We start from the raw sequence: 15,791 nt of genomic DNA on the forward strand, positions 1-15,791 counted from the left end.
ATGAATGAAGGAATATCGTTTGGGCATTGAAGCTACACTCGAAATCATTGGCGGTAAGTGGAAAGCGATCATCATCTGTTTATTAATGTCAGGTGTCAAACGAACAGGAGAACTAGAGCGCAGCATGCCCGGCATTTCCCAAAAAGTACTGATTCAACAATTACGCGAATTGGAACGTGATGGTCTTGTCACAAGACATGTGTATCAGCAAATGCCACCCAAGGTCGAGTATAGTCTTACGGAATATGGTGTCACAGCGAATACGATTGTGGATGTGATGTGTACTTGGGGAAGGGATAATATCGCGCTAAGGCAACAACGCGGAGAAGACATTGTTTTGTTATCCGATGAACAAAGGAAGCTCTACGAATGAAGCATCTCTCATGTAACCTTCATCTCCCATATCCCTCCTATATAGTAAAATATCATTATCATTATTAATTTTGATGTAGGTTGGATTCTTAAATGCCACACTCCTATGAAGTAACTCCTTTGGCATAACAAACAGGACACTTGAGTGTGAATCCAATCTGTATCGTCTGGAGGTTTTTACATATGAAAAAATATATTGTATTTGGTGCTAGTAAAGGATTAGGGGACGCATTTGTCCGCGGAGTGCCGCAGGCAGGAGATAAAGTGTGGGTTGTATCCCGCAGCAAACCAGAAAGTCTGCAACTGGAAGACGGTGTACAGCGCGTATGGATTCAGGCCGATCTCTCGGAGCTTCAAGCCGCCAAACAGATTGCAGAGCAGCTACAGGGCGAAACGTTGGATGTGCTTATTTATAACGTAGGTATTTGGGAAAAGGAAGGATTTGAGGAACACTACACCTTTGATCAGGATGAGCCTTCCGATATTCAAGAGCTGATCCATGTGAATATAACGTCCACCATTGTATGCATTCAAGCTCTACTGCCTCAGCTTCGCAAGTCTGCAGCAGGCAAGATCATTCTTATCGGCTCCACAGCAGGTTTAAGCAATGCTGGTAGCACTCAGGTTTCTTTTGTTGCCTCCAAGTTTGCCATCCGTGGAATTACAGAAGCACTCAGAGAACATACCCGGCGGGATCACATCGCCGTAACGTGCATTAATCCGGGAGAACTGGCAGCAGAGATTCCCTACGAAGATGGAATGGAACGCGCGCTGTCAGAGTATGACGGGACACGCATTCCTGTTCAAGATATGGTGTCCATCGTGCAGTGTATCGTTAGCTTGTCCAGAGCGGCCTGTGTAAAAGAGATTAACGTACCTGCTCTTACCGATATGAATACGTAGTAAAAAGGGCTGAATTCTATCGAATTTGAACGCTGGATTTTCACATTAAATATCGGGAAACATGCTCAATGGCCATTGACTGGATTCGTTGTTGTTCGGGAATATGTTCATAGATGACATGTGACTTCCCTTGTTGGATAAGCTGTTCTCGTATAGCTGCAATGCGCCCTTTATTAAAATCAATAAAACGGAAATCCACCTGTCGAAGCTGATCAAGCTCTGCCAGTCTAACAAATGAAGCCGCTTTGATGGCTGTATTGATTTCCTTCAGCTCCAAGACCTCAAGTGCACGGGCTGTCCATAAACACTCGATATCTTGGAGCGATTTCATGTAACTCAGTTCAAGCTGTTTTAGCAGGGGCATCTGCGAGAAATCACAACATTGTTCCAATTTGGGCAGGGATACATGCAAATACTCAAGTCCGTGCATCTGCTCCAGTCCCTGGATATTCATCAATTTCCGCACCGAGCTAAGCTTGAGCATACGGATGGTGGACTGTGCCAACACTCCCAGCTCGCTCTTTAACTCACAATGATCCAGAGACAAATACTCGAGCTTCGGCAGTTGTGTTAACACCTCGAGACTATCCACCGGACAGTTCAGGATGATGGTCTCCAGACACTGACATTTTTCTAAGGAGATCATTTTTTTGAATTTGCCGTGCAGTTCAAGATAAGCTAACTGCTGATATTGTTCAATAAAACACAGATCCGTTGCTTTCGCGGGTGAGTTCAATCTCAGAAATACCAATTGCTTCAAGGCTCCTAGTATGGTCAGATCCTGCACCTGTGCACAGTCCAGCTGTAAGGCAGACACATGTTTCAACTGCGCTAAACGTCCTAGAAAGTTTGATGGATATTTCGCTTCAATATCCGTATTGGATATGTGAAGAATCAGATCAGGCCTGACTGCAAAAACGTTCATGTCCAGTTCAGTCAAATCCTCATACGTATCCACGCCAACACGAAAATGAACCGTTGCCCTGCGGCGCAAATGCTGCACCGCCTGGTTCATTTTTTCTTCATTCCAGGGCATTCCCTGTATCGAAGCATGCCAAAATTGAGTCATTCCCCTTCCCCCTGTCCTGTTCAGTCCAGTTCACATCATGCATTTCATTCAACCTATATTCCGATGGTTAAGAATTAATTAAATTACAACTTTTTATAAACATATTATACCAAATCAATCTCCCATCTGTGATCCGGAGTTTTCTTAATTCTTTTTTAATTCGACAAAAATATACACAAATCTATATTATATGCCGACATATAACTCAGAAGTTTTGAACTTCGTATTAAAAACCTGGGGAGATGGAACATGTCAAACATTTTTAAAAAGCGGGGGAACAGAGGAGCACGTACTTCCAGTATGGCCAACACTCTGGCTGCTGTACTGCTCATTATCATTGTTGTCGTATTCGCTGTACTGGGAACATTCATGTTCACAAGCACAAGAAACATTCTGGTTAAACAGCAGGAATCCATGCTCCAGACCAAAACACAAGCCATCGTCAGTGAGTTCGATGCACTGTTTAAAGAAAAAGGCTCACTGGTCAAACAAATGTCCACTAACAAATTATTCAGGCAATACATAGAAACAACGAAATCAGCTGCAGAAGCAGCCACTTCTACTTATGCTGCTGAAACAAGAGATACACTGGCTAAGATTGTGGAAGCAGAACCTTCATTCAATGATGCCTGGATTGCCGGCATGGATGGAAAAGGCTTCTGGTTACAAAATGACGGAGTTGTTTCCGCACCGGATTTCGATATTCAGGCACGTCCTTACTACCAGCCGGTAAAAGACGCTGATGGGCTTTATTTCTCTGATCCGTACATTGACATCTCGGCAGGCAAAGTACTTATGGGCATTTTTTATCCAATTAAGGATGATAACAACAACATGATTGGCTTTGCCGCGGCAGATATTTTGTTTAGTAATATCCCGAGTATTATGGAGAGCTACTCATTGGGGGACACAGGTTATTCCATATTGTTATCCAAGAATGGGGATATTCTGTATCATCCGGATGAGAGTAAAGTGTTGAAGGAGAACATCCTGAAAACTACTGGTGATCTGGGTGAAGTTGGTAAAAAAATGATGGCTGGTGAATCTGGCATCCAACTTATAAACGATAATGGGGAACGTCGTTACATCGGGTATGCTACAAGCAAGGATACAGGCTGGTCCGTAGGTCTCACCATTTCGGAGAAAGAAGTTTTATCAGAACTTAGGACATTCACATGGCTTACCCTTGGCGGGTTTGCTGCAGCTACAATTCTTCTAGTCATTATCAGCTACATTACTCTGCGTCGTCTGTTGCGCACCATCCCGCAGCTATTGGGTAAAATCAAGCAGATTGAACAAGGTGATTTGACAGTTACACTGGATATCAAATCCAATAATGAAATTGGACAGATCGCCACTGGCCTGAATTCCATGGTGCAGAAAATTCAAAGCATGTTGCAAATCGTTGGCAATTCAGCTCAAGTGCTGAATCATTCATCCAATGACTTGCAGTCGATATCATCCAGAACCGCTGTAACCATGAACGATACATCTACGGCGATCAATGAAATTGCCAATGCAACCAATTATCAGTCGATTGAAACGGAAAATATTTTACGTAAAACAAGCTCATTATCGAGCCAAATTGATGAAATCGCTGCTGATGCACAGGCGATGGGATCTATGGTACAGACCTCTGTTGATCAAAGCGGTCAAGGACTTGCGGTTGTAGAGCAACTGTCCAAATGGTCAGCGGAGAACCACAGTTCTACTCAATCCATTTCTTCCATTATTCAAGAGATTGATCAGAGCCGGAATGAAATTTCCAGTTTTGTGGATACGGTGAAGCAAATTGCTTCTCAGACCAATTTGCTTGCGCTTAACGCTTCTATTGAAGCTGCACGCGCCGGGGAACATGGCAGAGGATTCGCTGTCGTTGCAGAAGAAGTGCGTAAGCTGGCAGAACAAACTGCACTGGCTACAGAGGAAATTAACAAAAAAGTAAGTATCATTGAAGAGAAAACTTCCCTTTCGGTGGAACACACGATGCGAGGAATGAAGATTGCGGAAGAGAACACGAAGTCTGTAGAAGACACTAAGCAAGTGTTCTACAGCATCAATCAAGATTTGGAAGAACTTAAGCTACGTATGGCACAAATCACCAATAGTACTGCCAGTGTGCATCAGCATAAAGATGAGATTTTCCAGGCGCTGGAGATTATCTCCTCCACTACGGAAGAGAACTCTGCCTCCACGGAAGAAGTTAGCGCAAGCACACAGGAACAACTGGAAAGTATTCAACAAGTGGCCGATCTGTCCAATCAGTTGAATCAACTGTCCGCTAAACTGCAGGAAGAATTGAGTCATTTTAAAGTGGAATAAGCTGTACTCCCCTCCTGCTCTTCTCTTTTGTACGCGATCCATTTATTATTAAATACATGCGTACGAAGAGCACTGGAGGCTGATGGACTTATCATGAGATTTGCAAAACGAATGGATCACTTTAGTGAAGGCATCTTCACCAAATTGCTGGACATAAAGCGCCGCCGGCTGGACAACGGGCAACCTGTCATCGATCTTAGCGTCGGAACACCCAATATCCCACCGGCTCCGCACATTATGAAAGCACTCGGTGAAGCGGCTGCTGATCCGGCCAACTATATCTACGCAGTTAACGATCAGAAGGAACTGCTTCAGGCGGCAAGTGACTGGTACAGGAATCGATATCAAGTCGAGTTGAACCCGGCGACAGAAATCTGCTCGTTGCTCGGCTCGCAGGAAGGACTTGCGCACATCTCCCTCTCGATTGTCGATGAAGGTGATCTCGTTCTGGTACCTGATCCCTGTTATCCGGTGTTTGCAGATGGCCCCCTTTTGGCTGGGGCTGAACTATATTATATGCCTCAAAAAGAGGAACATCATTATGTTATCCAATTGCAAGACATCCCTGAGGCAGTAGCCGAACGGGCTAAGTTCATGCTTGTATCGTATCCGAACAATCCAACAACAGCGATGGCTCCGGACTCCTTTTACGAGGATTTGATCGCTTTTGCCAAGAAATACGATATTATCGTATTGCATGATAACGCGTATAGCGAGCTTGTGTTTGACCAGAAAACATGTGGCAGTTTTCTAGCCTATCCCGGTGCTATGGAAGTTGGAATTGAATTCAATTCCCTATCCAAAACGTACGGACTGGCTGGAGCACGAATCGGTTTTTGTATGGGAAACAAGGCGATTGTCTCCATGCTGAAAAAGCTGAAATCCAATATGGATTACGGCATGTTTATCCCGATTCAGAAGGCAGCTATTGCCGCCATTACAGGAGATCAGAGTGATGTAGAGCGGGTAAGATCCATCTATGAGGAACGACGGGACATGCTGTGCGAAGGCTTCGCCAAACTGGGCTGGCCAATCAGCAAACCGGAAGCTACGATGTTCATCTGGACACGGATTCCCGCGCACTATGACTCATCAGAGCAATTCGCTACAGATCTCGTTACACGGGCAGGAGTCATTGTTACACCAGGTAGTGCCTTCGGGCCTTCAGGTGAAGGATACGTGCGGTTTGCGCTGGTACAGGATTTAGAGCAACTGCAACAAGCCCTTCACTATGTTGAAGCGAGCGGTATGCTCATTCCTGAAAAGTTAGGCTGATCAGCCTTTAAAGTAGTAAGTAATACAGATTTTTTGAAACAAAAGTAAAAGCACCAAACCCTTCTGATTCGGGTTTGGTGCTTTTTAGTTCAATTTTCACTTCATCGCTTTGCGCCAGTTTGAACGGTACATCAGATACAGGAAATATGGTGTACCAATGATCGCAATGAGAATGCCTGACGGAATTTCCGTTGGAGCCATCACCGTTCTGCCAATCGTATCTGCGAGTACCAGCATCACGGCTCCAGCCAGCGCGGACAGAAACATCGACTGCCTCAGTTTATGTCCAGTCAGCAAACGAACCATATGTGGTGCAATCAGACCGATAAATCCAACCGTTCCCACACAAGCGACCGCGCCAGCCGCGAGCAGTACTCCCACAGTCATTGCCAGCAAGCGAGTGCGACGTACATTCACCCCAAGCCCGGAAGCGCTATTGTCGTCAAAGACAAGCAGTTCAAACTTGCGAGCAAGCCACCAGGCCACTGGCACCAAAATGAGCAGGAATATCCCGATCACTTTGACTTGATCCCAAGTACGGGCATATGTGCTACCTGTCAGCCAGATATAACCGCTGCTACCGTACACGGCACCGCGTACAATCAGAATCTGTATACCTGCGCCAGCAATGGCCGACATGGCAATGCCCAGCAATACAACGGCGGAAGGATTCAATCCTTTTTTCCAAGAAAGCGAGAATACAACCGCAGCGGCAATGGCGGCACCTATAATAGCTGCAACAGGCAATACATACATCGGTAACCCAGGCCACAGGATGAATACCATCATGGCACCAAGCCCTGCACCGGAAGATACTCCTACAATCGATGCATCAGCCAGTGGATTACGAACGGCCATCTGGATCAGTACCCCACTGATCGCAAGAGCTGCCCCTGCCCCTGCGGCCACCAAGGTACGAGGAATTCGAAGATGCACAATTCCAGAGAATAACCCATCCGACTGGAACAAACTCGGTAGCAGATCGGCCAGTGGAATACGCATTCCACCGAACATCGTACTGAGGAACAACAATAGGATCGTAATGGCAGAAAACAGAATAGCCATAGGTGTGAAGGTAAAACGGCGTACGCGCCCACCGGTACTCATCGATGTCGTCATGCCAGCACCATTTCCTGCTTTCATGCGAGTCAGCACAAGCCAGATAAGCCACGGTGCACCAATGATCGCCATCACGGCACCGGTTGGCAATTCCATACTGGAGTTGTGTATCATTTTGGCAAGGACATCTGCTCCTACCAGCAACGCTGCCCCCCAGATGAATACACCCGGAATCAAAAGCCGATTGGAGCGAACTCCGCTTAGGCGAACCAAATGTGGAGCGACCAGACCGACAAAGCCAATCGGTCCGATGACGCTGACGATCACTGCAGCCAGAATGACGGCAATGATTAGTCCACCTGTTCGAGCAAGTCCAACTCTCTGACCCAAAGAAGAGGCGGTCGATTCATCCAGCTCCAGCATATCCCACTGTTTGGACAAAATCAGAGCCAGCAGCGTTACACCTGTGACCCAAGGCCAGACGTAGTTCACACCGGTCCAGTCATTCTGGACCAGGGTTCCTGAGCCCCATAGAAATAAGCCCTGAGTTTCCATAGAGAAAAAAATATGCAATGCACTTGTAAATGAACCAAGCACCATGGACACGATCATTCCTGATAACGCAAGCCGTACCGGCGTTGACGTACGACCGCCGCCCATAAAATAAGCTGCGAACGCTGCAACCAATCCACCCATAGCAGCAAAAAGAAACGGTGACTGGCTCAATACACCTGGAAAAAGAATGGCACCTAACACCACTACAAAATAAGCCCCTGCATTAATTCCAAGTGTGTCTGAGGCTGCAAGCGGGTTGCGGGTAATGGTCTGCAACAACGCCCCGGCAACAGCCAGTGCGCCCCCTGCTAGAATACCGATCACCGTACGCGGCATACGCAGATCCCATACCATATTATGTTCGAGCGTACCCTGTCTGTTTGTAAGCGCGCCCCAAACATCATGCAATGATATGGCCGCTTCCCCATAACACAGACTTACAAAAAAAAGCACGATAAGGGCGGTTAGACCGCCCCCATAGATGCTTATCATACGCCAGTTCGTGGCTGGCTTCGTTCCTTGTTGAGTCAGACTCATTTGGTAATCGCCTCAACTACACCGTCAACCAGTACTTTGGAAGAAATCGGGCCGCCAAATGTCCATGTCGTACTTCCCAATTGATACGTACGCTTTTCCTTCACAAAGTTCAGACCCTTCCAAACGGAATTATCTTTCATCGCTGTGCCAAATACATCATCGTCTGGCTGTGTAATATAGATAAAATTGCTGTCCTGTACTTTGGATAAAGATTCAATACCTACCGTGGAGAAACCGTAGTTTTCAAGTTTGTCCGGCTGCCAATCATTCACCAACCCAATTTTGTTCAAGGTACCCGCTACAACCGAATTGTCGCTGAACATACGCAGGGAAGCTGCATTTTGATACGTGAATGCCTGTGTCAGTACAAAGTGGAAATTTTCTTTTCCAGCGGCAGCCAGCTTTTCTTTGGCTTCTGCATAATGCTGATCCAGATTGCTCAGCACTTCTTTTGCTTTATCTTCTTTGCCCAGAGCTGTTGCAATTGTATTAAAAATGGTCGTCATTTTGTCATAGTTATAACCATCGCCGTTATATGGATCAAACTCCAGTGTTGGAGCAATAGCTTTCAACTGATCATACACGTTCGAATTGTTGTCTGCGTTGGCGATGATGAGATCCGGCTTGAGTGCTGCAATAGCCTCCATATTCGGCTCACTGCGTGTTCCGATATCTGTAACACTATCATCCAGAGCAGCTTGATCCGTTACATAAACTTTATAATTGGCATTATCTGCGTTACCGACAGGCTGGACTCCTAAAGCAACAACATCCTCTGTGTATGTCCATTCCAGTGTCACGACACGTTTAGCAGGCTTGTCCAGTGTAAATTCCCCACGATTATCTTGCACGGTAACCGGACCAGCAGACTCTTCAGCAGGAGCACCGCCCGAAACCGTATTTTTAGTTGGTTCTGTTGTTGTGGCATTTTTACCACATCCCGCCAGAACCAAAACAAATGCCATCATGATCAAAAGTGCATGTAACCCTTTTTTCATATCTCTAATCTCCTCTATGTTTGTATGTATTTATATGATAACAATTATCATTATCACCTATGAACTTCTTTTTTGTCAACGTTGCCTCATAATTTTCACATTCATGATTGATTACCAATAGAAAAAGGAAAGACATGACCCTTGGGGCAGCCTTTCCTCTTCTTTATTGTACCTTTATAGCATCAATTTGTACGTTGTTTCTGCCTATTCTTTGCTTAATGTTTGCTAGGTTTTGAACCTCTGCTTAGATTAACTGCATGGTCGTGATGCAGGTCTGATCCGTTTTGTATGTAGATAATTGTGTTTCAGCTACCTTTCCGCCCTGAACAATACGGATTAGATATGTTCTGTCTCGTGGCACCCAAAAGTCCATAAATCCGTTGGCACCGGACTTCAACACTTCATCTTTCATCAAAGTGTTGCCATTGGAATCATGAATCGTCACACTGAATTGTTCATTTGCCATCTCTCCTTGGCACCCCGTTAAACTATGAATCTCACAGGGATGTGTCTGTTCTACATAAGGAGCAATGGAGAGGAAAAACTCATCTTCCGGCAAATCGTAGGACGTTTCCTGGTTTCCTGAATCTGTCACGTTTAACGTTGTGGCACTGATGGAAGCAGACTGCGGTGTTTCTAGGCCTGTACTGATATCTTTAACCAGCTTTCGGATATCCGGTGCATCCGCCTGTTCGGTCTTCTTTTGGCCTACTGTATTGGCGATCAAGTATGTTCCGAGTACGACTACAAGTGCCACACTGGCAATAATCCATAACGATTTTTTCATTTGGCAACTCCTTTCTTATTGTTTTAATTATATAAGAAAAGGAGATATACCGGACGAATTCAATAGATTATTTCACCATATATTCACATTTTTGGTTCTTTGATCGAGTTCGAAAATTGGTTACTAAATATACAGCATTTAAACGAACAAGTGATCATACTTTTTGATCTGTGATTTCAAAATCTGTGCAATTCTTCCCAGTTCGTTATCATGTTCTTCAATGAATTCCATCACAGAGATTCGATTGAATTGAATGCTGGTCTCCAGTGCACGTGCTTGTTTTGAAAAGTCACTGCTAAACGGTTTTGCTTTAACTTTACGTAATGCAACACTCGTAGGCATGTGGAGCGGATAGTCAGATGTATCTGAAAGAAGGCTTAGACCATGATCAAAAAGTGGACACAATCTGTATCCTTTAGTTCCATGTATAAAAGCAATGTTATTCAAATGTCTGTCTTCATTTAATAAAATTGCATCCAATGGCAGCATCATTGAAAAGTACTCTAATGTATCTATTTTTAATACACTTTTTAGAAATTCAATCAATAAAAGTACAGAATCTCTTGTCCCTCGACCTTGTTGCAACTCATCGAATTTAACACCGTAACTTTCCAATATACGATGTAACGTTATAATACTTTCACCTGGGAGAAGAAAATCTTCTGAATAACATCCTTGATAGCTAATCCCATTTTCAACCAAAACACATCTTTTATAAGGTACCCTGAGTTGAAGGGGAATATTTGATCGACTGATTAACTCAAAAGCTACCCACTCTGCTAATCCTTCATAACCAAATTTATCTGCTTTCCCCCACTTGTTTTCAATTTTCCATTTCAACTGGTCACCCTTACTGCTACTCACAAATGTCTGTCGTAAATCCTTGCTCACTTGCAAAACGGGGATGGACATCGGCACAAGACAACTCCTCATTAGAAAATCTAATCCAGATATAGTCATCATACAATACACCATGTGTTTGTTTTACAATGTCTGAAGCAACGTATTCTTTCAGTCCTAGCGATTGCAGAATCTGATCAGCATGATGTCTGGTTCGAGGAAAACATCTGGATTCAAAGTAATCCAACACATCCCCTACACTGATCTGTTGCTTATTGGGAAAAGGCAAGAAAACAGGAGAGACATTTTCATCTTGCCATACTTCAACTTTTTGATTAACATAATCGACATTCACTTTTGCAATTACATCGTCATGCTCCAAAACCTCAAACTCAAGAGGAGGAGATATTAAATGTCTTATATTTTTCATATCGCTACCTCCCGTGCAAATTAAATTTCTTAAATTCTCTATAAGCCATCTTGCAATAATTATATCATGTAATTACAGCTTGATCTCGTATTCGCAATGTTCATGACCGCTTACGTTACACTTGGTTTCTTTTACAGTCACCCTTCGTTTCATCATCTTGGTAAGTGCCCCTTCGAGAATTGCCCCCTCCAGATCACATACCATTTTCTCATCTTCAAGTGTAGGCAGTCCTTTACAGAAACAGTCATCCACAGCAACTATGATCTTATGCTCATTTCTTTCTATTACCCGAGGAATACCAATCCGCAGTTCTTCAAACATTTGCAATAATTCCTCGACCGTATGTACAGGCAGATTCTCTCCAATTTTACGTCCAATGGTAAGTGTGGTGCCTTTGCCGCCCATCGGCAAACCCTGATTTAATCCAATTAACCTAATCGTGCGAAACAGTTCCAGCGGCACCATATTTCCCAACTTATCACGATTCATCTTTCTCATATCCTCAAATGTATATTCCAACATCGTTGCGACCCCCCATGGATGATTGATTATTCCATAATGACAGAAAAATATTTCCCTTTCCTTGATTCCAATCAATAAAACAGGCGATTCGCCTAATCTTGCAATCCCGCATTTAACTGGCCAATATAACTTGAAACACATCAAAAAAACCTTGCCAACCACACCAAGAACTTCTCGGGTGGCTGGCAAGGATATTGACTTTCATCCTATGAATCTCGCACTCTCTCCTATTCCTGACAGATACATTGGCCTGTCTATCTGCTGGTAATAGCTTTGTTTTTCTCAAAGAACCGGGCATTATGAGAAGACACACCCGCCATATCGGATGCTGCAGGTTCCAGATACATCTTGGCACTGTTAACTGCAAGCACTGCATCGTTAAAGGCTCCTGCGATCAGTCGCACTTTGCTTCCATAAGTTATAAAGTCACCGGCTCCAAACACACCTGGAATGTTGGTACGCATGCGCGCATCAACACTCACCCCATAATCTTCACGTTCGAGTCCCCACTGTACCAGATTGCCGAAGTCACGATCATACCCATGACTCACGATAACTTCATCCATGTCGATCTGTTTCAATTCCCCATTCTCCATATGTTTGAGTTCAACACGGTTTATCCGGTCACCCGAACCGTATAAATGAGATATCCCATAGGGCGTAAAGACCTGAGCATGAGCTTTCATCTGGGCGACTGGCGTTTCATGTGCAGTGAACTCATGCCGCCGGTGTACCACAATCACTTCATTCGCAATTTTGGCTATTTCATTGGCCCAATCAATGGCAGAATCGCCACCTCCCGAGATCAGAACCTGTTTGCCGATAAAACGGGAAACGTCTGTAACCGTGTAATGCAGATTGGTTAGTTCATAACGGTTCGCACCCTCAATGTCCAGCTTTTGAACCTGTGTCATTCCCCGACCTGCACATAACAGGATGGTGCGTGTGTAATGTTGCTCTCCCGTCTTGGTTGTCAGCACGAATACACCATCTTCACGCCGATGCATCTGATCAATCTGTTGGCCGAATACAATAGTGGGGTCGAATGTTCTCGCTTGTACCTCCAAAGATTCAATCAATTTCTCACAACGTACAGGCTCGATTCCCCCCACATCCCAGATTAACTTCTCTGGATAGGTACGCATAAATCCGCCGAGTTCCTGTTTGGCTTCAATGATTTTAGTGCGCATGGCTCTCATTCCGCTGTAGAATGCAGAGTACATTCCAGCAGGCCCACCGCCTACGATCGTAATATCATAAATGTCCAGTTGCTTCTCAGTATTCATTAAGGCACCAACTTTCCAACAACATAGTCCATTAATTTTAACCGAACCGATCGGACCCACACCGGATACAAATTCACTCGTTTTCAGTGGGAAAACATGATCATTCTTCACTGCCTTCAGATTCATCCACACCTGGCTTGCTTTCAGATCTTCCATGGATTTCTTCGTGTCATAACCTACGAGGGTTCTGTCTTCCAAGAAGATATAATCCGGATTCAACTCAGGCAAAAATTCCAGAGAGAACTGACTGAACCAATCTGTAGAATCTTTAATGGCCTCCGGACTGTTCAAACCGAGGGTTTCATAGAAAAAGACACTGCTGCTTCCCCCTTTTGGACCCATGAAACGGTAACGATTATGCTCCACACGCAGAACTAATACCGTCTTGTCTCCCAGAGCAGTTGCAATCTTATCTTTGGCCTGTGTAGCCTTCTGGTCAAATTCGGCCAGAACCTTAGCAGACTCCTCAGTCTTGTCGAAGATGGCCGCTAATTTTGGCATCGCCCGTTCCATTTCACTATTGGCATCCAGTGCCACAGTCGGAGCGATTTTGGATAATTCATCGTATACGCCCTGTTCCATACCCTCGCCGGCTGTAAGAATCATATCCGGAGATAACGCAAGCAACTGCTCATAATTGTATTGATATTGTTCTACTTCTATCGTCCGAACACCGTGTTCTTTAAAATAAGCCGGTCGATATTCCGCTTCAACTTCTGGCGTGTACAACACGATCTGTGGTGTAACTCCCATCTCAATTAAATACTCGGCGTAGATAGAATCAAAAACAACCAGATTTTGAGGATGGGCAGGGATGGTCACCTCTCCAAACTGATCCTTCACCACTTTGGTTTCACTGCTATTCGGTTCAACTTTTGTTGTACTTGTTGCTTCCTCACTCTGAGTTCCTGATATACCCGCTGTTGTCTCCTCTTTGGTTCCGCTGGAACATGCCGCCAGCAAAATGCAGATCACCACCAGCATGATACCGAATCCTCTAAAACTTCGTAACATGATATGCTTCGCCCCTTATATGTATTGATAATGATAATTATTATCAAATATTATCAAATAAGAAGTGTTGCATCCATAGCTTATCGTGCGTATTCAGATGGATTATTGTGCTTATTATGAAGAAGCACCCACCAGATTGCTGATCATCTGATTTAGAATCAGATATTGGCCCGTGATGCCATGACCGTCGACCCATAGATGAGTATCTATGTGGAATACCCGGTTGTTTTTTACCGCTTTCAGTTCATTCCATAGAGGACTCTCCAGCAGTTTTCCCATATTCTTGTCCGCACTGAAATGTTGCATCATTCGTTTCTCAACAAACAGATAATCCGGATTGGCCTGTACCAACAAGTCAAGTGAGCAAGGATTGAACCAGGCTGTACCTTGTTCCAGTGCTTGCGGAATTGCTAATCCAAGCTGATCATATATCAACTGTGATATTCCGTATGAGTGCCCACCCAAATAACGGTAACCAAAAGCTTCTACCCTTAGCAGCATAACTGTCGAGGCGGATTGAATGATGGGTTGCAACTTCTGTTGTGCTACGCTAACTTGTTGTTTCAATTGTAACTGTATTCCTTGGGCTGCTTCTTCCTTATGGAACCAAGTTGCCAATTGATAGAGCAAAGGCTCTATGTTCTGATGAAGTCCTGTCAAAAGTGGTGCAATTGTGCGCAGTTTTCTTTTAATCTCTTCTGTCATGCTATTGCCCACAATAATCTCTGGTTGAACTTGCCTCACAAGTTCCAGATCCATATCATATTGAGTAACCTCAAGCAGCCTCACCCCATGCTCGATAAATTGCTCACGTTGATGTGGAGACAACAGGATCTCAGTGACCATAACGGCATATGGAATAACACCCAGATGAATCATCATCTCTGCACAGATTGGGGAGAGCACTACTATTCTACGATGCTTCAAATTCAGTCTATATTGTTTCGGTGATTCCCCCGTCAGTTGTTTGAAGCGACGACTGAAATAATGAGCATCCTCAAACCCGGACCTTTTAGCAATATCCTGTGAGGTGGCTGAAGTTAATAACAGTTCTTCCTGAGCACGATAGATCCGATAATGAGCCAGATAATCCAGGGGTGACTTACCATATTGCTCACTGAATTTGCGGGAATAGTGCCACGGCGTAATGCCGGCGATCTGCGCCAACTGTCCCCTCGTAATCACCTGATCATAGTGCTCCCGCATATAATCGACGGAACGGAGTATACCATCTTCCGGTCTCAGTTCGTTATCCCGCTTTTGCTGATAGAGATTATTCAACAGTTCATATAACAAGTGCTGATTTCCAACCCATGGCGCCCTTCCCTGACCCGAGTTTTCTTCACTCATATGCTGAATAATGCTAGCCAGACTTCCTCCTGGAAGTTGCACTTTCTGATAGGCTTCCCCTGAGGGTACATGCCAATCGTACTTCTCTACTTCTCTTCCTTCCTCAAATACAGCGTAAGTATCGAACTGAACATGCCATCCTGCCAGATCCATATCGCCTCCGTCAATGACCTCCAGAACCGATTTCTCTTCAAGCGCAATTAATTCTCCAAAGGAGCCGTGAACACATTGGCCATTAATACTCCATGTCGCTTTGCCATCCAGAATAAATATCAGGCTATGACTGGCAAAGTAATGCCGCTCCCCGGCGGATATCCATGTACTGTTTAATGCCTTGGTTGACCTCCACTGAGCGATCCATTCCATATTCTGAGGCATATCCTTATCCTTTCACGATCATACTCCTGAAAAAGAGCCTACACGCATGCAGGCTCAATCCTGATCAAGCATTCTATTCGTCATACTCCCCGTA

13 protein-coding genes and 1 pseudogene are annotated in these 15,791 nt (G+C 44.6%); 4 read left to right on the forward strand and 10 right to left on the reverse strand.

Going from position 1 to position 15,791, the window contains the following annotated elements:
- Nucleotides 1–4 precede the first annotated feature (4 nt).
- Both AC1VYS_RS20855 and AC1VYS_RS20860 read left to right on the forward strand, forming a co-directional pair.
- Entirely contained in the window at nt 5–373 is a 369-nt protein-coding gene (locus AC1VYS_RS20855) for a winged helix-turn-helix transcriptional regulator (protein WP_482911283.1), read from the forward strand.
- Nucleotides 374–555: 182 nt separating this feature from the next.
- Nucleotides 556–1,275 (forward strand): SDR family oxidoreductase, encoded by a 720-nt coding sequence (locus AC1VYS_RS20860; RefSeq protein ID WP_482911284.1) that lies wholly within the window; start codon nt 556–558, stop codon nt 1,273–1,275.
- A gap of 40 nt (nt 1,276–1,315) precedes the next feature.
- On the opposite strand, the gene AC1VYS_RS20865 is transcribed toward AC1VYS_RS20860, so the two are convergent.
- Nucleotides 1,316–2,344: a leucine-rich repeat domain-containing protein gene (locus tag AC1VYS_RS20865; RefSeq protein WP_482911285.1), complete on the reverse strand. Its 1,029-nt coding sequence runs from the start codon at nt 2,342–2,344 to the stop codon at nt 1,316–1,318.
- 249 nt (nt 2,345–2,593) lie between these two features.
- Between AC1VYS_RS20865 and AC1VYS_RS20870 the strand changes: the two genes are divergently transcribed.
- Both AC1VYS_RS20870 and AC1VYS_RS20875 read left to right on the forward strand, forming a co-directional pair.
- Entirely contained in the window at nt 2,594–4,666 is a 2,073-nt protein-coding gene (locus tag AC1VYS_RS20870) for a methyl-accepting chemotaxis protein (RefSeq protein WP_482911286.1), read from the forward strand.
- Nucleotides 4,667–4,759: 93 nt separating this feature from the next.
- A complete protein-coding gene (locus tag AC1VYS_RS20875; RefSeq protein WP_482911287.1) occupies nt 4,760–5,941 on the forward strand; it encodes an aminotransferase class I/II-fold pyridoxal phosphate-dependent enzyme in 1,182 nt (393 codons plus the stop codon).
- Nucleotides 5,942–6,037: 96 nt separating this feature from the next.
- Here AC1VYS_RS20875 and AC1VYS_RS20880 read toward each other — a convergent pair whose 3' ends face one another.
- The 9 genes and pseudogenes from AC1VYS_RS20880 to AC1VYS_RS20920 all read right to left on the reverse strand — a co-directional run bounded on the left by AC1VYS_RS20880 (nt 6,038) and on the right by AC1VYS_RS20920 (nt 15,697).
- A complete protein-coding gene (locus tag AC1VYS_RS20880) occupies nt 6,038–8,086 on the reverse strand; it encodes an iron ABC transporter permease (protein WP_482915080.1) in 2,049 nt (682 codons plus the stop codon).
- A 2-nt stretch (nt 8,087–8,088) separates the two neighbouring features.
- A complete protein-coding gene (locus tag AC1VYS_RS20885; RefSeq protein ID WP_482911288.1) occupies nt 8,089–9,090 on the reverse strand; it encodes an ABC transporter substrate-binding protein in 1,002 nt (333 codons plus the stop codon).
- A 244-nt stretch (nt 9,091–9,334) separates the two neighbouring features.
- Nucleotides 9,335–9,877 carry a CueP family metal-binding protein gene (locus AC1VYS_RS20890; RefSeq protein WP_482911289.1) on the reverse strand — a complete coding sequence of 181 codons (543 nt, stop codon included), beginning with the start codon at nt 9,875–9,877 and terminating at the stop codon, nt 9,335–9,337.
- 138 nt (nt 9,878–10,015) lie between these two features.
- Entirely contained in the window at nt 10,016–10,789 is a 774-nt protein-coding gene (locus tag AC1VYS_RS20895) for a HipA domain-containing protein (RefSeq protein ID WP_482934406.1), read from the reverse strand.
- The gene (locus AC1VYS_RS20900) at nt 10,734–11,147 is read right to left on the reverse strand and encodes a hypothetical protein (RefSeq protein WP_482911291.1); all 414 of its coding nucleotides are present in this window, start codon (nt 11,145–11,147) and stop codon (nt 10,734–10,736) included. The genes AC1VYS_RS20895 and AC1VYS_RS20900 overlap by 56 nt, the downstream gene beginning before the upstream one ends.
- A gap of 72 nt (nt 11,148–11,219) precedes the next feature.
- Nucleotides 11,220–11,669, reverse strand: coding sequence for a V4R domain-containing protein (locus AC1VYS_RS20905; RefSeq protein ID WP_090915093.1), 450 nt, complete (start codon nt 11,667–11,669; stop codon nt 11,220–11,222).
- Between the two features lie 254 nt (nt 11,670–11,923).
- Nucleotides 11,924–12,955, reverse strand: a complete 1,032-nt coding sequence (locus AC1VYS_RS20910) for an NAD(P)/FAD-dependent oxidoreductase (protein ID WP_482915081.1) — start codon at nt 12,953–12,955, stop codon at nt 11,924–11,926.
- A 141-nt stretch (nt 12,956–13,096) separates the two neighbouring features.
- Nucleotides 13,097–13,969: pseudogene (locus tag AC1VYS_RS20915) on the reverse strand (ABC transporter substrate-binding protein); the annotation flags it as partial.
- Between the two features lie 114 nt (nt 13,970–14,083).
- Nucleotides 14,084–15,697 carry a helix-turn-helix domain-containing protein gene (locus tag AC1VYS_RS20920; protein WP_482934407.1) on the reverse strand — a complete coding sequence of 538 codons (1,614 nt, stop codon included), beginning with the start codon at nt 15,695–15,697 and terminating at the stop codon, nt 14,084–14,086.
- Nucleotides 15,698–15,791 lie beyond the last annotated feature (94 nt).

The organism is Paenibacillus sp. G34 (genome assembly GCF_056856875.1).